Below are 17,383 nucleotides of genomic sequence, written 5' to 3'. Positions count from 1 at the left end.
AGGTTTTCATGTCGCGGCAACTATTAGCCATGGCGCTGGCGCCCCTGTTAGGGCTATTCATTCTCGGGATTGGCAACGGTTTTCTTGCCACCTTAATTACCGTGCGTCTGGACGCCGCCGGTGAGTCGGCCACGGTGATCGGTATTGTGTCGTCGGCTTACTTTATCGGCTTAGCGCTGGGTGCGCTGGTGAATGACCGCCTGTTGCTGCGCATTGGCCACATTCGTGCCTACGGTAGTTTCGCCTCACTCGTCGCGGTTACGGTGCTGCTGCAGGGCTTGTTTTTCGACCCATGGGCTTGGTTTGGCCTACGCCTGATTGGCGGCTGGGCGACGGTGGGCGTTTATCTGGTCATTGAAAGCTGGCTGCTGACCGCCGGGGATCAAAAGGTCCGCGGCCGCCTGCTGGCGCTGTATATGATTTCGCTATATGGCGCCGGGGTCTTGGGCCAGCTACTGCTAGGCGTGACTAACGCCATGGGCGTCACCGCGCCCTTTATGGTGATTGGTTTGCTGGCCTCGCTATCCGTCCTGCCAATGGCAATGATTCCCCGTGTCTCGCCGATCATGGAACATGCCGAACCGCTGCCTCCCCATCGTTTGATTATGCTGACACCCACCGGGGTGATGGGTAGTTTGGGCTCGGGCATGGTAGTGGCGGCGGCCTATACACTGCTACCGCTCTATTTGCAGCGTAACGGTATGAGCGTTAGTCAGGTAGGGCAGATGATGGCCGTGGTGATTATGGGCGCCATGCTGCTGCAGTATCCGATTGGCCGCTGGTCGGACCGCCACGACCGTCAGATGGTGTTGATTGGGATTAGCGGTTTCTGTGTATTGATCTCGGCGGCGATCCTCTGGCTGCCGCTCTCAACACCGCTGTTAGCAGGGCTGCTGTTCTTGCTCGGCGGCGGGGTGTTTGCCCTTTACCCTGTCGCCGTTAGCCATGCCGCTGACCGTGCACCCGCGGGCGCCTTAGTGCGTATGAGCCAGGGGTTGCTGTTGATCAATTCGATTGGCGCCACGCTAAGCCCGCTAATGATTTCACCGGTCATGACGGCGATAGGCGACGCAGGTCTATTCTGGGCTTTTGGTTCGCTCAGCCTGTTCCTCGTCATGTTCTTTTCCTGGCGTCGCCATGTTCGCCCAGCGCCGGTGCCCGTGGCTCCATTTACGCCAACAACGCCAATGACCGCAGCGGGTGCCGAGCTAGTGGTGACCGAAGAATTAATGCAGGGCGCGCTAGAGCACGAGCACCTGGAAGATTTGTCCGACGCGGTATGGGATGTTGACGCCGTTGAGCCCGTGGTAGGGCCGCCTGCCGAAGATGAAAGTCATATCACCTATTATGATGACGTGGAGCAGATGGGCGTGCGCAAGTAGCGCAATATAGAGGCATTATTGGCGGCGGCTGATACCTTGGGCTAATGGTGTCTGGGCGAGAGTATTACTACTATCGTAGCGCTACTTTCAAACAATTGTTTAAGAACGCCCAGATTCACTCTCTGCCGAGGTTCGCCATGAATGTTTACGCTGCGCCCGTACGCGACTTGCGCTTTGTGCTCGAAGAGCTGCTCGCGCATCGCTCGCTAAGCCTGCCAGGCTTTGAAGAAGCTACGCCCGATTTAGTTGAGGCAGTGCTTGAAGAAGCGGCAAAGCTTGCGGGCGATGTCTGGGGGCCGCTAAATGCTAGCGGTGATCGACAGGGTGCCAAGCGTCATACCGACGGCAGCGTGACGTCACCGGATGGCTTTGCAGCGGCTTATCAGGCGTATGTAGAGGGTGGCTGGAACGGTATTGGCGTGTCCGAAGCGTTAGGTGGGCAGAATTTGCCAGAAGTGGTGGCCAGCGCGGTGCAGGAAATGCTTCACGGTGCCAATATGGCGCTAGGTCTTTGCCCCATGCTAACCGCTGGCGCTATCGAGGCGCTGGCGCACCACGGCAGCGATGCCCTCCAATCCACTTACTTGCCCAAATTAGTGGAAGGTAGTTGGACGGGCACGATGAACCTTACCGAATCCCAAGCGGGGTCGGACCTTTCCCAAGTGCGCACTCGCGCCGTGCCCGAAAACGATCACTACCGCATTAGCGGCCAGAAAATCTATATCACCTGGGGCGAGCACGACGCCGCTGACAATATCATTCATCTAGTCCTGGCCCGAAAGCCCGATGCGCCACAAGGCAATAAAGGCATTTCACTGTTTTTAGTGCCCAAGTTTTTGGTCAATGACGACGGCTCGCTTGGAGAGCGCAACGACGTCACCTGTGCATCCATTGAGCATAAGCTGGGCATTCACGGTTCCCCCACCTGCACGCTAAGCTTTGGTGAAAATGGCGGTGCGATTGGCTACTTGGTCGGCCAGGAAGGGCGTGGTCTGAATCATATGTTTACCATGATGAACGAGGCTCGCCACAAAGTAGGTGTCCAGGGCATTGGCGTGGCTGAGCGTGCCTGCCAGCATGCCTTCGCCTACGCGCTTGAGCGTCGTCAGGGGCGAGCGCCGGCATCGCGTGGCGGTGCTGAATGCAGTATTAGCGATCATTTCGACGTGCGCCGTATGCTGCTTTCAATGCGCTCGCGTACCGATGCATTGCGGGCACTGGCGCTGTATTGCGCCGCCGAGCTGGATACAGCCCGTCATGCAGACAGCCGCGATACGCGCAGCGCTGCACAGGCCCGCGCCGATATTCTTATTCCGGTGATTAAAAGTTTTTCCACTGACCAGGCGGTCGATATCGCGTCCATGGGCATTCAGGTGCACGGAGGGATGGGCTACGTGGAAGAGACCGGCGCAGCTCAGCTGCTGCGCGATGCGCGGATTGCTCCGATTTACGAAGGTACTAATGGCATTCAGGCGCTTGATTTGGCAGGGCGTAAGCTTCAACGCGATGGTGGCGAGGCGCTAACTGCGCTGCTAGATGACGTTGCCACTACCGTCGAACAGCTCAACGCGAACCCTGCGCTTGCTGCGTTAGGCAGTGGCTTAGCCGCCGGCTTAGACGATCTAAAAACCGCCCAAGCGATAGTGCTCAAGCAGGGCGCCGACCCTGAAAAAGGGGCGGACGCGGTGCAGGCCTACGCCACGCCGTTTCTCAGCTTAGCGGGGCACGTGCTGTGCGCCTGGCAAATGGGGCAAGCGGCGCTCAGTGCTCAAGTTGCGCTTGATAACGGCAGCGACGACCCTTTCTACGCTGCCAAGCTGCGCAGCGCAGAGTTTGCTATCACTCAATGGCTGCCGGTTGGCCGTGCCCAGCGCGCGGTCATTGAGGCGGGCATGCAATGCCTTAGCGACTTTGAGATTCATTGACGCGAATCACATAGCTACGCGCCGCCGCCTTAAAGGCGGCGGCGCTGTTTGTAGGCTATCAAAACATGCATTTAAAACGATCGCTTTTAATAACAATAGGTAGGAGTCGACTATGAGCGCTATCTTCGAGCAAGGCTTACCCAAAACCGTTGCCAATCACGTGCCGCTTTCGCCGCTGACCTTTATCGAGCGCTCGGCGTCGATTTACCCCGATTATCCCGCCATCGTGCATGGCAGCACTCGCCGCACCTGGGGCGAAACCTGGACGCGCTGCCGCCAGCTTGCCTCTGCGCTCAAACAGCGTGGTATTCAGCCGGGTCAAACGGTGGCGGCCATGCTGCCTAATATTCCGGCTATGTTTGAAGCGCATTTTGGCGTGCCGCTAGCGGGCTGTGTGCTCAATACCTTAAATATTCGCCTGGATGCTGAGGCGATCAGCTACATGCTTGCGCATGGCGAAGCCAAGGCGATTCTGGTGGACCCCGAGTTTGCTGACGTTATCCAGCAGGCCGTTGTCACGCTTGAACATAAGCCGCTGATCATCGATGTGGCCGACGTGGCGTTTCTGGGTGAAATAGACGGTATTGGGGAGATTGAGTACGAAGCGCTACTCAATGAAGGTGACGCCGATTTCGCTTATCAGCTACCTGAGGATGAATGGAATGCGATCTCACTCAACTACACCTCTGGCACAACGGGAAAACCCAAGGGCGTGGTTTATCACCACCGTGGCGCTTACCTGAACGCGGTGAGCAATATTATGGAGTGGGCGATGCCCCACCACCCGATCTATCTGTGGACGCTGCCTATGTTCCACTGCAATGGCTGGTGTTTTCCATGGACGATTGCCGCCAATGCAGGCGTCAACGTGTGCCTGCGCCGTGTCGAGCCTAAAAAGGTTATGCAACTGATTGCTGATGAAAAGGTTAGCCACTTCAGCGGCGCACCGATTATTCTCAATGGCTTAGTCAATTTGCCCGCTGAAGCTAAGCGCCAGTTCGATCATTCGGTGAAAGTTACCACCGCCGGTGCTGCGCCGCCTGCCGCGGTGATTGCTGGCGTTGAAACTCTAGGCATCGAGGTTACCCACGTTTACGGCTTAACCGAGGTGTACGGGCCGGTGACCGTTTGTGCCTGGCGTGAGGCGTGGGATGAGTTGCCGCTTGAGGCGCGGGCGAAAATAAAAGCTCGCCAGGGTGTGCGCTATCACATGCTCGAAGCACTATGCGTGGCCGACCCGCTCACGATGGAACCTGTCTCCAAAGACGGTCAAACCATGGGTGAGATACTGATGCGCGGTAATAACGTGATGAAGGGCTACTTAAAAAACCCTGAGGCAACCGAGCAGGTGCTGGCGGGTGGTTGGTATCACACCGGCGATTTGGCTGTGTGGCACCCGGATGGCTATATCGAGATCAAAGACCGCTCTAAAGACATCATTATTTCCGGTGGTGAAAACATCTCGACCATCGAAGTAGAAGACGCTATTTACGGCCATCCTGCCGTTGAAGAGGCGGCGGTGGTGGCTAAGCCCGACGAGAAGTGGGGCGAAACGCCCTGTGCATTTGTGAAGCTGAAAGTCGGCTACGGGGAAGTCACTGAGGCCGATATTATCGCCCACTGTCGCGAACGTTTGGCGGGCTACAAAGTGCCTAAGACGGTGATTTTCAGCGAACTGCCGAAAACCTCAACGGGTAAGATACAAAAATTCGTATTGCGTGAAGAAGCTAAAAATCATTGATAGTGGATTAAGGAGAAAGTGAATGAGTGACCAACTAATTGGCATCGTCGGCGCGGGTACGATGGGGCAGGGGATTGCCCAGGTAGTGGCCGCCAGCGGGTTTACGGTACGTCTTTTTGATGTGGCCGAAGAGCAGCTGGGTCGCGCCGAAGCGAACGTCGACAAAGGCTTAGCCAAGCTGGTTGCTAAAGAAAAGATCACGGAGGCAGATAAAAAGGCCGCTTTGGCGCGCCTCTCGACCACGACCTCGTTACAGGCGCTTAGCGACTGTGCGGTGATTATTGAGGCAGCGCCTGAGCAGCCAGCACTCAAAGAGACGCTTTTTCGCGATCTAAGCCAATTGAACAGCACGGCTATTTTGGCCTCCAATACCTCATCGCTGTCGCTCACCCGCTTGGCGGCGGTGTGCGAACATCCCGAACGCGTGGTAGGCATGCACTTCTTTAACCCCGTGCCGGTGCTCAAATTGGTAGAAGTGATTCGCGCCGAGCAGACCTCTGACGCTACCGTTGAGCGTATCGAGCAGCTTGCCAAGGCATTAGGCAAAACCGCCGTGCCGGTGGGCGATGCGCCGGGCTTTGCAGTGAACCGCTTACTAGTGCCGATGATCAACGAGGCGGCGTTTATTGTTCAAGAGGGTACCGCCACCCCAGAAGCAGTTGATGACGCCATGAAGCTAGGTGCCGCACATCCCATGGGGCCGCTAGCGCTGGCAGACCTGATTGGCCTAGATGTCTGTTTAGCGATTATGAACGTGCTTCAAGAAGGCTTTGGCGACCCCAAATATCGCCCGTGCCCGCTGCTTAAACGCATGGTAGCCGCAGGCTATCTCGGTCGAAAAACCGGCCGCGGCTTTTACCACTACGATTAATTGAGAGCTGGATGGTCTCAATGCTAAGCCGGGAAAGGCTGCATAAATAAGTCATTGCCACTCAACCAAGCGTTCGCTAGGGTTGAGTGGTATTTTTCTGGCTACGATATAACAGCGTATGCCCATAACAATTAAGGAGCCCGCCATGAGTGAGTCAGTGATTGAGAAAGTTGATAACGATGGAATGGTGCGATTAACCATTAATCGTCCTAAGGCGCTCAATGCGCTAAACAGCGAAGTGCTCGCCGCATTAGAAGCCCATTTAGTGGCGCTGGAAGCTCACCCGGGTTTACGCGCGGTGCTGATTACGGGGGCGGGCGAGAAATCCTTCGTGGCGGGAGCCGATATTACCGAGATGCGTGAAAAAACGCCTGAAGAGGCGCGAGCATTTGCCAGCCAAGCGCTGCGCACGATTAAACGCTTAGAGACATTGCCAGTGCCGGTGGTCGCGCTGGTAAACGGGTTTTGCCTTGGCGGCGGCTGCGAATTGGCACTGGCCTGCGACTGGGCCGTAGCCAGCGATAACGCCGTGTTTGGGCAGCCAGAAGTGCTGCTGGGTGTGATCCCCGGCTTTGGTGGCACCCAGCGCTTGCCGCGTCGCGTTGGCCCCGCCATGGCGATTGACCTTGTCACCACGGGTCGTAAGATTGATGCCCAAGAAGCACTGCGTATCGGGCTCGTTAACCGAGTAATGCCGCAGGCTGAGCTGGAGAGCTACGTCGAAGAACTCACCAAGCAGCTTAAAGGCAATGGCCCGCAGTCCGTGCGCGGCGCTAAACAAGCGGTTCACGATGGATTAGACCAAGACCTTGATAGCGCGCTGGCGCTGGAAACGAGCCTGTTTGCCCTCTGTTTCGCCGGTGAAGAACAGAAAGAAGGTATGAGCGCCTTTGTAGAAAAGCGCAAAGCTAACTTTTAACATCTCGCTTTAAGGTCTGCTTATAAGCATTTGGTTAATAAATTTTGACTGGGAGTGGGGGTGACGCCGGCGTCACCCCCGTTTTATTTCTAACGTTATTGGGATGCCATTTATGCAGTGGGCCGCATTTTTAATCGCCACGCTTGGTTTTGCCTACCTTCCTGGTCCTGCGATGCTGTATACCGCAGCGCAAACGCTTGGGCGAGGCCGACGCGCAGGGTGGTCAGCTGTCATCGGCGTGCATATGGGGTGTTATATCCACGTAATCGCTGCCGCTCTTGGCTTGGCACTTTTATTTGCGGCAGTTCCTCCTGCTTACATAGCCATGAAGGTGATTGGCGGGCTCTACTTGCTGTGGATGGGGTTACGGTTATGGAAACAGGGGATTGGGGCCCATGACGTTGAGGTGCCGCTGGCAAAGACAAGGCGCGTGCTGCGCGATAGTTTTTTGGTTGAAGTGCTCAACCCTAAAACTGCGCTCTTCTTTGTGGCGTTTTTGCCTCAGTTTGTGCAGCCTGAAAGCGTTATGCCGGTGGCATGGCAACTGCTCTGGTTAGGCATTGCTACCAATCTGCTGTTTTCTTCTGCAGATATCATGGTAGTGCTGCTTGCTAGCCCGCTACGGGCATGGCTGCAGCACTCTAAAGGTTCTTCTACGCTCATTCAGCGGGTCGGTGGCGGCATATTGATGGGGTTGGGGGGTAATACGTTAGCTCAAGCGGCGCGTTAGCCGGCAAGCCATCAAGGCTTGCCTTGCCTGATCATTGCTCTGTTACTTCCAAAGCTCGATCAACACCTTGCCGGATACTTGCGCATTTTTAGCAATTGAAAATGCGTGCTGGGCATCTTTGGCAGGCAGCACGTGAGTGATGACGCTATCGAAGCGGGCATCGGCAGCGAGCAGCCTGATGGCTTCATCAATTTCATCGTTGAAACGGAAGCAGCCCCTCAGCTGAGCCTCTTTTGAAATCAATGACGCTAGCGCAATCGGCTGTGGCGTTGCAGGCATCATGCCTATTTGAACGATAACGCCTGCACGACGTACGGCGAGAATAGCGCTGTTGATCGATGCGGGAACGCCGGTGCACTCAAGCACCACATCAAAAGCTTCTTGAGGCAGCTCATCCGTGCCTACCTGAATAGTGCTATGCACCCCCAGTTTGCGGGCGCGGGATAGCGGGCCATCCAGAACGTCGGTAATGCAAACTTCGCGGGCCCCTTTGGCAAGCGCTGCCGCTGCGGCGAGCAAGCCAATGGGCCCCGCACCGCATACCAATACGCGCTTTTGATCGACCCCGCCGGCTACCTGGATGCCATGCAAGCCCACGGATAAGGGCTCTGCTAGGGCGGCGCGCGCCAGAGGCAAGGTATCAGGCAGTGCCCTTAGCATACTGATATCGGCATCTAAAAACTGGCTCATGCCACCCTGCGTATGCGGCCAGGTAGAGGCAGAGCCTAGATAAGCACCATTGGGCCACAGGTGCGGCTTGTCTTCGATGCCGGGCTGGCTGTTGCCAAATGTTGCAGGGTGCAGCGTGACCGGGGTTCCCTGCGGCCATTGCCCGCTAGGGTCTTCCTCGACGATTCCCGACATCTCGTGGCCGGGAATCATTGGTTCACGAATCACAAAAGCGCCATTGGCTCCCTCATGATAGTAGTGAAGATCTGAGCCGCAGATGCCGCCGAAAGACATACGCAAACGTACTTTTCCAGAGGCTAATGCGGGCAGTGTAATGCTTTCTTCCCGTAGATCTTGCTTACCGTGAATGACTAATGCTTGCATGGCGCTGCTTCCTAAAGGGAAGGTCTGGGCAGTTATACGACCGAGGTCATCCCGCCATCGACGAAAATATTTTGCCCCGAAACGAAACTTGAGGCGCCCGAGCAGAGATAGATAAGCGTGCCCACCAGCTCGTCGAAATGCCCCCAGCGCTGGGCTGGCGTACGCTTTTCGACCCATTGGTTAAAGGCTGGGTCTTGCCACAAAGCGGTATTCATTTCGGTCTTGAAATAGCCGGGAGAAATACAGTTGACCTGGATATTGAAACGGGCCAAATCCGCGGCCATGCCCTGTGTCAGTAGCGCAACGCCGCCTTTTGTGGCGGAGTAAGGCGCGATGGTTTCTCTGGCAAGTTTAGACTGCACGGAGCCGATGTTAATGATTTTGCCGGAGCCGCGTTCGCTCATAGCAGGCGTTAAGGCGCGGGAAACATAAAATAAACTCGACAGATTGGTCGCGATAAGAGCATCCCAATCAGCAGTGTCAAACTCATTGAACGGTGCGCGGCGCTGAAGCCCGGCATTATTGATCAGAATATCCGGCGTTCCGTAGTTATCAATCAGTGTTTCAAGCGCCTGCTTGGTAGCATTAGCATCGGTGACATCGAAACTGATCGCTTCAACGGTGGCTCCTGTGTCTTGCGCCACTTTATCTGCTTCTGCCTTCACTTTGTCTAGATCACGCCCGTGTAGGATGACCCGCGCGCCCTGGTGTGCCAATCCTCTTGCGAGAGCATTGCCAAGCCCTCTAGAAGAGCCGGTGACCAGCGCTAAGCGGTCGCTAATATCGAAAAGTGCCTGCTTCATAGTGGTCACCTAAAACATCATGAAAATGATATACGCGAAGATAAAGCCGACCACTGACTCAAGGGCCTGCTGGACGGTCCACGTTTTCAGCGTTGTTTTGACATCCATACCGAGCAGCCGACCCACTAGCCAGAAGCCTGAATCATTCACGTGGCCTGCAAACACGGAGCCTGCGGCCGTGGCTAACGTAATCGCCACTACTTGCATTGAGGTGAAATCACCGCCAATCACGGCGGGCGCCATTAGCCCCGCCGCCGTTACCAGTGCGACCGTTGCCGACCCTTGGGCGAGACGCATAATCACTGCAATTACATAGGCCGCCAGGATGATAGGCAGGCCAATATCGCTTAACGAGCTGGATAGCGCATCGCCAATGCCCGATGCGCGCAGCACGCCACCGAACATGCCGCCAGCGCCGGTAATCAGCACCACCGAGCAAATCGGCCCGAGCGAGGAATCGAGCACTTTTTCTAACGCATTGCCTTCCATTCCTTGGCGACGGCCCAGCACTAACATGGCTACTAACGTTGAAATGAGCAGTGCGATAGGCGTATTGCCGAGCGCTGAAAGCAGCTGAAACCACAGTTGGTCGCTGTCAACCGCGCCGATGGAGCGCAGCGAGTTAAGGCCGGTGTTCATAAAGATCAGTACAAGTGGCAGCATCAGCATGCTGATCACCACACCAACGGAAGGCGGATTGGTCACTTCGTCGTCGCTAATGTCGCCAAACAGTCCCTTACTCAGCGGGAACGGATGGCGTTTCGCGACAACTTTTCCCCACATGTAGCCTGAGATCCACCAGAGTGGGAAGGCAATTATCACGCCGGTTAGCAGAAGGAGGCCTAGGTTGGCATTGTACAGTTCCGACGCGCTCACCGGGCCTGGATGAGGGGGCAAGAAAACATGCATAACCGAGAATGCCGCGGCCGCAGGCATGGCGTAAAGCAGTATCGGGCCGCCTAAACGGCGCGATACCGCAAAGATAATCGGCAGCATGACGATTAAGCCAGCGTCAAAGAAAATGGGAAAACCCATTAGCAGCGAGGCGATACCCAGTGCAAACGGCGCGCGCTTTTCGCCAAAGACCTCAATCATTTTGTCAGAAAGCGCCTTCGCGCCCCCCGAATGCTCGACAAGCTTGCCAAGCATCGCACCCAGGCCGACAAGCAGCGCAACGGCCCCTAGCGTGCCACCGAAACTATTCACCAGCGTGGGCACAATGGCGTCAATAGGTATTTGGGTAGCTAGTGCGGTGAGCAGGCTCACCAGCATCAACGCCAAGAAGGCGTGCATTTTAAACCTGATGATTAACACCAAAAGGGATAAGACAGCCACTGCGGCAATGCTTAGCAGTGGTCCTGCGGACATCGTCTGAGTCCATCCATTCATGCGAGCGCTCCGAAAAAGTAAGGCTAATGACTGTCGATGTTATCGGTAACATTTTACAGCTTGAATGCTGGCTGGATACACGACCTTGGTTTAAATGGACGGGCAACGGCGTTGAGATAATCACTAGTCCGGCGACAGCAATTCTGCTAAACAGATAGACATAGGATGTGCGCCGATACGGCTGTTTTTACTAGATTTGTGTTTGCTAGGTTTATTTTTACTAGGTTTGTGCGTGTTTATGGCATCAATTGTCGTTCAGTCTCTATATAAACTGAGGTGTGCATGTTTGATCTTTATATCGCCAATAAGAATTACTCGTCCTGGTCGCTGCGCCCATGGGTATTGATGAAGGTTCTAGACATTCCGTTTAATGAACATCTCATGCCGTTTGAAGGTGGCTTGGGTGAAAGTCGTGACACCTTCCTGCGTTTTTCACCCTCAGGCTTAGTGCCTTGCTTAGTCGATATGACGGCCAGTGGCGAGCTGGCGATATGGGATTCGCTCGCTATTATTGAGTACTTAGCCGAGCACCATAAAGCGGTGTGGCCATCGGATAAGCTCGCACGTGCCTGGGCGCGCTCTGCTGCCGCTGAAATGCACAGCGGTTTTGGTGCCCTGCGTGACGATTGTTCAATGAATTGCGGCGTGCGCGTTGAGCTAAAGGGATTGTCGGACAACCTTAAAGCCGATGTTGCTCGCTTGGATACGCTTTGGCAGCAGGGGCTTGAGCGCTTTGGCGGGCCTTATTTGGCGGGCGCAAACTTCACCGCGGTGGATGCTTTTTATGCCCCGGTGGCGTTTCGCGTTCAGACGTTTAATCTGCCGGTTAGTGAAGACGCTAAGGCTTATGTCGAGCATTTACTTGCGCTGCCTGCCATGCGGGCGTGGTATCAGTCTGCGCTTGAAGAGCAGTGGCGTGAGCCTATGCACGAGACTGAAACGCTGAAGAATGGCGCGCTAATAGCGGATTACCGACAGCCTTAACTCGCCCAGTTCACTCGATGCGTCATGCATCAGGTACACTGGCGCAAATTTTCGTTTGGAAACATCCATGGCCCTTAGTGCAACGCCCTATAAAGTTGATATTAATCTGACCGATCTGGATCGCAGCGTGTACGAGACGCTGCGCTTTACCGTGGCGCGTCACCCCTCGGAAACTGAAGAGCGCATGACCGCGCGCCTGCTTGCCTATGTCCTGTGGTACAGCGAGACGCTAGCTTTTGGCCGCGGGCTTTCCGATGTGGACGAACCCGCGCTATGGGAGAAAAGCCTGGATGGTCGTTTGCTGCACTGGATTGAAGTCGGGCTGCCCGATGCCGAGCGTCTTACCTGGTGCTCGCGCCGGGCAGAGCGGGTTTCGCTGCTTGCATACGGCCGGGTCGACTTATGGGAAAGCAAAGTACTGCCTAGCGTATCCTCGTTGAAAAATGTGCATGTGGCGAGGCTTCCGCAAGAGGCGCTAGCGGTGATTGCTAAAGATCTGCCAAGGGCTATCAACTGGGCCATTATGATCAGCGAAGAATCGCTGTTTATTACCGATGAGAACGGCCAGCATGAAATCACCCCTCAATGGCTGCTGCGCGAGCGTTAATCTTTATTGTTGGGTTTATTCGCCTAAGCTATAAATATGAAAAGGGATGACCCATTGGTCATCCCTATTGTTTCAACTGCTTAGTCTTTTCCACATAAGGAAAAGAAAAACTATAGCTTGCTATCTTTTTGCACAACTACATACAATCAACAATGTTTGTTGGCGATCGCAAAAAGCTGCCTCAAAAAACTGTCTCAAGGCCTCTCTCAAGGAACGAGCAATGCGCGGATACCCCTCTTTACGATGGCAGCTGCTCCCGCTAGTAGCAGCCATTAGCCTGCTGCCAGCACTAGCACACGCCGACAACAGTGTGTTCACGATTAAGCATGAAAATGACGCCATCGCTAGCGGTGACGATGGTCACTTCACTAGCGGTTTTGAGCTTAATTGGATGTTTGAGCCTGAGGCACAAAGCTGGACCCAGCGTCTAGCCACCGCGTTACCCGATAGCATTATCGGCAGTGCAGACATGGCTGCTTATCGTTTGGTGCATCAGATTTATACGCCCAACGATATTATGCAGTCGGGACTGATCGAAGATGATCGGCCGTATGCTGGGCTTGTTTATGGTGGCGTATCGCTTTACGAAGATGTGCCCATGGGTAGCTGGGTTCAGTCGACTGACCTGCATCTAGATATTGGGTTGGCAGGGCCGTCGTCACTTGCCGATAGTATTCAGCGTGAAGTACACCGTATCACCGGCAGCGACCGTCCTAACGGCTGGGATAATCAAATTGGCGATGAGCCAATCGTCAATGCTGCTATGCGTCGCCAGTGGTGGAACAGCACGCCGTTTATCGGTAAAGAGTTTGCCCATGGGCCGAGTGTCAGTGCCGCACTAGGTAACCTGTATACCTACGCTGGCGCGGGCTACAGCGTGCGTTGGGGCGATGAGGCTGCTGGCATTCCTACACTGACGCCTAGCCCCGGTAGCAGCTACTATATGACGGGAAGGCAAGGCTTGCAGTGGTATCTGTTTGCGAGCGTAGACGGCTACTACATGGCGCAAAACCTAACGCTTGATGGCAATACTTTCAAAGACAGCCACTCGGTTGATCGTAAAGAGTGGGTGGGCGATGTCTCGGCAGGGCTGGCGCTTGCCTGGGAAGATTGGCAGGTCACCTACGCGGTTGTGCAGCGCTCGCGTGAATTCGACGGCCAGGAAGAGCAGGATAAGTTTGGTTCTATTGCGCTATCGAAGCGTTTCTAAGCAGCTTAATGCGTGAAATATTGTTAAGTGTCTTTCGATAGAAAGAGGGGTGCATGGCCAATAAATATCCTCACACGCCTGATGGGCGCTACTTTATCGCTAAGAATCGACTATGGCGCTGTACTGATCCGCGTTTAAGTGAAGACGAAAAGCGCGAACACATTAAAGCCTTGATGAAAGCTCGACGTGCGGTGAGAACCACCCAGCAACAGGACGATGAAGCGGGATTAGGCCGTGCCCGCGAGGCGGTGCAAGCCGCTAAAGAAGCATTGGGTGAGCGGGGCTCAGTATGGTGGGAGGATGATGCGCCCGATGAAACGGGATTCGCCCCGCATAATAGTTCTTATGCCAAGTGGTGGGAGAATCTGGCGTAGGCTGCAGCTTTGCTGATTTAACTGCATGTTTGCATTTTGTGATGATATTCTGCGCCGCTCTTATTCTTTAAGGATGCAGCGTGAACATTAAAGCGGATCTCTCCATTATCGACATCATTGGCCATCTGGTTCTTTGGCTAATACTGAGTGTGATTACCTTCGGTATAGCGTTATTTTTCTTTCCATACTCGTTTGCAAGATTTGTTATTAACCGCACTTCCGTTATCGACACAGCGACAGGCGTGGAGCGGAAAATGGTGTGTGATATCAGCCTCTTCAGCAATATTGGCCACATTATCCTGTGGGTGATCATTTCACTATTAACGTTCGGGCTTGGGTATATTTTTTACTTTTATCGAGTATGGAACTATGCACTTAATAATTCGCGCACTCAATAACTCACGCATTCAAGAGCGCTTAGCGTAAAACAGCCAAGCGATATGTGTCAGGCACGGGCACCTTTAGTGATGTTAAAGGCGCCCGTGCTGTATGCCGTCAGCTTACTTATCGCCAGTCAACTTGTCTTGCGTTTTAAGCGTGAAATCGCTGGTGTCATGGCGCTCATGCAGCTGCTCGCTAGGCTCACCCCAGGTGCGGTTCACCATGCGCCCACGCTTGACGGCGGGGCGTTCATCAATTTCCTCGGTCCAGCGCAATAGATTCTTGTAAGTGTGTGCTTCCAAGAACTCAGCCGCTTCGTAAACACGGTTTTTGACCAGTGCGCCGTACCAAGGGTGAATCGTCATATCGGCAATGGTGTACTCATCCCCGGCCATAAAGCGGTTTTCTGCTAAATGGCGATCAAGTACATCAAGCTGGCGCTTCACTTCCATCGTGTAGCGATCAATCGGGTACTGATATTTTTCTGGCGCGTAGGCGTAAAAATGCCCGAAGCCGCCGCCTAACATTGGTGCACTGCCCATTTGCCAGAACAGCCAAGAGAGGCATTCTGTGCGCTTCATTGGGTTAGTCGGCAAGAAGGCATTAAATTTCTCTGCCAGATAGAGCAGGATGGCGCCGGATTCAAACACCCGCTGTGGCGGCTGCGTGCTGTGATCCATCAGTGCCGGGATTTTGGAGTTGGGATTTACCTCAACAAAACCGCTGCTGAACTGATCGCCTTCGCCAATTTGAATCAGATGGGCGTCGTACTCTGCGTCTTTAATTCCCTGCTCCAGCAGCTCTTCGAGCATCACGGTAACTTTTACACCGTTAGGTGTAGCTAGGGAGTAAAGCTGAAGGGAATGCTTGCCCACGGGCAGCGCTTTATCGTGGGTAGGGCCTGCTATGGGGCGGTTGATATTGGCAAATTTACCGCCGTTGCCAGGTTCCCATTTCCAAACGTTGGGAGGCGTATAGGTGTTATCGCTCATCGTTTCCTCGCTATTAACCGATATCGGTAACTGCTGGGCACAGAGGTAAACCTATCCTTTGCGCGGCGATGCTAACGCTTTTAGGGGGTGGCTCTTAGGACACCACCGCTTTGCATGCGCAGAAAGCGGTGGTGTGGGCGCTAGCAGATTAAGCTAATAGCTCGGTTATACCAGCGTCAAGGTGACGTTAATATTGCCACGGGTGGCATTGGAGTAGGGGCACACGATATGGGCTTTATCAACTAGCTGCTGCGCGACGTCTTGCTCAAGGCCGGGCAGGCTGATTTTTAGCTCAACTTCGATGCCAAAACCGGTAGGAATTGCGCCGATGCCTACGTTGCCTTCAATTTGAGTGTCTTCGGGAAGCGTTACTTTTTCTTGACTCGCTACATGCTTAAGCGCACCTAGAAAACAGGCTGAGTAGCCAGCCGCGAACAGCTGCTCGGGATTGGTGCCTTCACCGCCAGCGCCGCCCAGCTCTTTAGGCGTACTGAGTTTAACCTCTAGCGCGCCATCCGATGATTTAGCTTGGCCTTCACGGCCACCAGTAGCGGTAGCCTGGGCGCGGTAAGCAACTTTTTCGATAGTAGTGGTCGTCATATTGAATCTCCTGTCAGCGTTATTAGTTATGTTAACCGCCTTAATCTAGCGCAGCTTTATTTTGCGCACAAGATAAATGATAAATAAAAACTACCCTTTTGCCGTGGCCATCGGGTCACTGGTTTTTTTGCAGGCTGTCGCGTAGCCGCACCAGGTCCTCTTTCAGCTCAGTCAGCGTTTCTATTGACTGCTCGCTCGCGTGCACGACGCAGCTAGGAATGTGGCAGGCCTGCTCACGCAGCGCTTTGCCTTTTTCGGTAAGGTATAGCTCTACCACGCGCTCGTCTTGATGGCTGCGCTTACGATTAAGCAGTTGATCGGCTTCAAGTCGCTTAAGTAACGGCGTCAACGAACCGGGGTCGGTTAGTAGGCGCTTACTCATGGTGCCAACGGTCATGCCATCGTTTTGCCACAGTACCAGCATGGCAAGGTATTGCGGGTAGGTAAGCCCCAGCTCTTTAAGCAGCGGTTTATAAACCTTCGTCATCATCAACGAGGTTGAGTAGAGCGCAAAGCAAAGCTGGTGATCCAGTTCTAACGCGCTGCAAGATGGTTGCACAGACATGGGTGCTCCGAAACGAAAGACGTAGGCTAATGTAGCTTGATGGAGCGCCAGTGGCTAGATCTAGACGTTGGTCGCAGGTTAACAGTTTTGTTTTGACAAGCAATGAGCGCACCGTTAGCCTTTTCTTTTGATTGTTACCGGTAACAATTGCAAAGCCCTTGTTTATATCGATTTCTTACCCCACTGCATTTTGAGCGTCATGTACACTGTCGTTTCAACCTTTTGCACCGTAGGCTTCACATTTGGAGAGCTAGCCCAATGATTCCCTCGTCTTATCGTATCTTAGTTATGGGCGCATCCGGGTGTGGAAAATCGTTGATTGGCGAAAATCTGGCACAGGCGCTAGGCGCCACCTTTATTGATGGTGATGATTACCACTCGCCAGAGAACGTGGCCAAAATGGCGAGCGGAACGCCGCTTAATGATAATGATCGCCATGGCTGGTTGGACACGCTGGCAGCGCTATTTGCCAATTATAAAGCGCAAAACGAGACAGTAGTGATTGCTTGTTCGGGGCTTAAACGCCGCTACAGAGATCGCTTAAGAAACGGCGATTCTGAACTGCGCATTTTATACCTGGAAGGCACGCGCGAGCTGCTGCGAGAGCGGTTGGAAACCCGGGCGGGGCATTTCTTTAAGGGCGATAGCATGCTGGCAAGCCAGCTAGCGGACCTAGAGCCACCGGGCAGCGATGAGGCAAGGACGGCCTCCATAGCGCTTCCTCCCTCAACGATTGTTGGCCAATTTACCGCAACGCTAGCGCCGCCGCTTAGCCAAACCTTCGGCTAAAGAGGGGATAGGCATGGGGGCTCATTGTTGGTTAGGGTAGACCCCAACGCTCCCTCGCTTCATAAGGC

The 17,383-nt window shown here is 54.3% G+C and carries 18 protein-coding genes; 12 read left to right on the top strand and 6 right to left on the bottom strand.

The annotated features are described in order from the left end of the window. The first annotated feature begins 8 nt into the window (after positions 1-8). From CIK78_RS14885 to CIK78_RS14860, 6 genes are all read left to right on the top strand, one after another. Positions 9-1,382: an MFS transporter gene (locus CIK78_RS14885; RefSeq protein WP_096281558.1), complete on the top strand. Its 1,374-nt coding sequence runs from the start codon at positions 9-11 to the stop codon at positions 1,380-1,382. A 137-nt stretch (positions 1,383-1,519) separates the two neighbouring features. Next, complete coding sequence (locus CIK78_RS14880; protein WP_096281556.1) at positions 1,520-3,307, top strand: acyl-CoA dehydrogenase; 1,788 nt, start codon at positions 1,520-1,522, stop codon at positions 3,305-3,307. 112 nt (positions 3,308-3,419) lie between these two features. After that, on the top strand, positions 3,420-5,048 hold the full coding sequence (locus tag CIK78_RS14875; RefSeq protein WP_096281554.1) for an acyl-CoA synthetase: 1,629 nt from the start codon (positions 3,420-3,422) through the stop codon (positions 5,046-5,048). Positions 5,049-5,070: 22 nt separating this feature from the next. Then, positions 5,071-5,919 carry a 3-hydroxybutyryl-CoA dehydrogenase gene (locus CIK78_RS14870; protein WP_096281552.1) on the top strand — a complete coding sequence of 283 codons (849 nt, stop codon included), beginning with the start codon at positions 5,071-5,073 and terminating at the stop codon, positions 5,917-5,919. A gap of 145 nt (positions 5,920-6,064) precedes the next feature. Next, entirely contained in the window at positions 6,065-6,838 is a 774-nt protein-coding gene (locus tag CIK78_RS14865) for an enoyl-CoA hydratase-related protein (protein ID WP_096281550.1), read from the top strand. Positions 6,839-6,950: 112 nt separating this feature from the next. Further along, positions 6,951-7,568 carry a LysE family translocator gene (locus tag CIK78_RS14860; RefSeq protein WP_096281547.1) on the top strand — a complete coding sequence of 206 codons (618 nt, stop codon included), beginning with the start codon at positions 6,951-6,953 and terminating at the stop codon, positions 7,566-7,568. A 42-nt stretch (positions 7,569-7,610) separates the two neighbouring features. Here the strand turns inward: CIK78_RS14860 and CIK78_RS14855 are convergent, their stop codons facing one another. From CIK78_RS14855 to CIK78_RS14845, 3 genes are read right to left on the bottom strand one after another with little or no spacing between them, the layout of a single operon-like run. Continuing rightward, positions 7,611-8,621: an L-idonate 5-dehydrogenase gene (locus tag CIK78_RS14855; RefSeq protein WP_096281545.1), complete on the bottom strand. Its 1,011-nt coding sequence runs from the start codon at positions 8,619-8,621 to the stop codon at positions 7,611-7,613. 32 nt (positions 8,622-8,653) lie between these two features. Continuing rightward, positions 8,654-9,424 carry an SDR family oxidoreductase gene (locus CIK78_RS14850; RefSeq protein ID WP_096281543.1) on the bottom strand — a complete coding sequence of 257 codons (771 nt, stop codon included), beginning with the start codon at positions 9,422-9,424 and terminating at the stop codon, positions 8,654-8,656. Between the two features lie 9 nt (positions 9,425-9,433). Continuing rightward, positions 9,434-10,813 (bottom strand): GntP family permease, encoded by a 1,380-nt coding sequence (locus CIK78_RS14845; RefSeq protein ID WP_096281541.1) that lies wholly within the window; start codon positions 10,811-10,813, stop codon positions 9,434-9,436. 282 nt (positions 10,814-11,095) lie between these two features. On the opposite strand from CIK78_RS14845, the gene CIK78_RS14840 reads away from it, so the two are divergent. The 5 genes from CIK78_RS14840 (at position 11,096) to CIK78_RS14820 (ending at position 14,386) form a co-directional block, all read left to right on the top strand. Beyond that, the gene (locus CIK78_RS14840; RefSeq protein ID WP_096281539.1) at positions 11,096-11,797 is read left to right on the top strand and encodes a glutathione S-transferase family protein; all 702 of its coding nucleotides are present in this window, start codon (positions 11,096-11,098) and stop codon (positions 11,795-11,797) included. 67 nt (positions 11,798-11,864) lie between these two features. After that, the gene (locus CIK78_RS14835; RefSeq protein ID WP_096281537.1) at positions 11,865-12,404 is read left to right on the top strand and encodes a YaeQ family protein; all 540 of its coding nucleotides are present in this window, start codon (positions 11,865-11,867) and stop codon (positions 12,402-12,404) included. Between the two features lie 220 nt (positions 12,405-12,624). Then, positions 12,625-13,614, top strand: coding sequence for a lipid A deacylase LpxR family protein (locus CIK78_RS14830; RefSeq protein ID WP_096281535.1), 990 nt, complete (start codon positions 12,625-12,627; stop codon positions 13,612-13,614). 53 nt (positions 13,615-13,667) lie between these two features. Beyond that, positions 13,668-13,988 carry a hypothetical protein gene (locus tag CIK78_RS14825; protein WP_096281533.1) on the top strand — a complete coding sequence of 107 codons (321 nt, stop codon included), beginning with the start codon at positions 13,668-13,670 and terminating at the stop codon, positions 13,986-13,988. A gap of 80 nt (positions 13,989-14,068) precedes the next feature. After that, on the top strand, positions 14,069-14,386 hold the full coding sequence (locus CIK78_RS14820) for a DUF6693 family protein (protein WP_096281531.1): 318 nt from the start codon (positions 14,069-14,071) through the stop codon (positions 14,384-14,386). A gap of 102 nt (positions 14,387-14,488) precedes the next feature. Here the strand turns inward: CIK78_RS14820 and yghU are convergent, their stop codons facing one another. The 3 genes from yghU to CIK78_RS14805 form a co-directional block, all read right to left on the bottom strand. Then, positions 14,489-15,361, bottom strand: coding sequence for a glutathione-dependent disulfide-bond oxidoreductase (gene yghU, locus CIK78_RS14815; RefSeq protein ID WP_096281529.1), 873 nt, complete (start codon positions 15,359-15,361; stop codon positions 14,489-14,491). A gap of 165 nt (positions 15,362-15,526) precedes the next feature. Beyond that, entirely contained in the window at positions 15,527-15,961 is a 435-nt protein-coding gene (locus tag CIK78_RS14810) for an organic hydroperoxide resistance protein (protein WP_096281527.1), read from the bottom strand. A 115-nt stretch (positions 15,962-16,076) separates the two neighbouring features. Next, entirely contained in the window at positions 16,077-16,526 is a 450-nt protein-coding gene (locus tag CIK78_RS14805; protein WP_096281525.1) for a MarR family transcriptional regulator, read from the bottom strand. A 258-nt stretch (positions 16,527-16,784) separates the two neighbouring features. Here CIK78_RS14805 and CIK78_RS14800 point away from each other — a divergent pair, with 258 nt between their 5' ends. Then, positions 16,785-17,315, top strand: coding sequence for a gluconokinase (locus CIK78_RS14800; RefSeq protein WP_096281523.1), 531 nt, complete (start codon positions 16,785-16,787; stop codon positions 17,313-17,315). The last annotated feature ends 68 nt before the right edge of the window (positions 17,316-17,383 follow it).

Origin of the sequence: Halomonas sp. JB37, assembly GCF_002332255.1 — a bacterium.
Lineage (GTDB): Bacteria > Pseudomonadota > Gammaproteobacteria > Pseudomonadales > Halomonadaceae > Vreelandella > Vreelandella casei.
The sequence above is the reverse complement of the archived record's forward strand: the minus strand, read 5'-3'. Positions and strand labels throughout refer to the sequence as shown.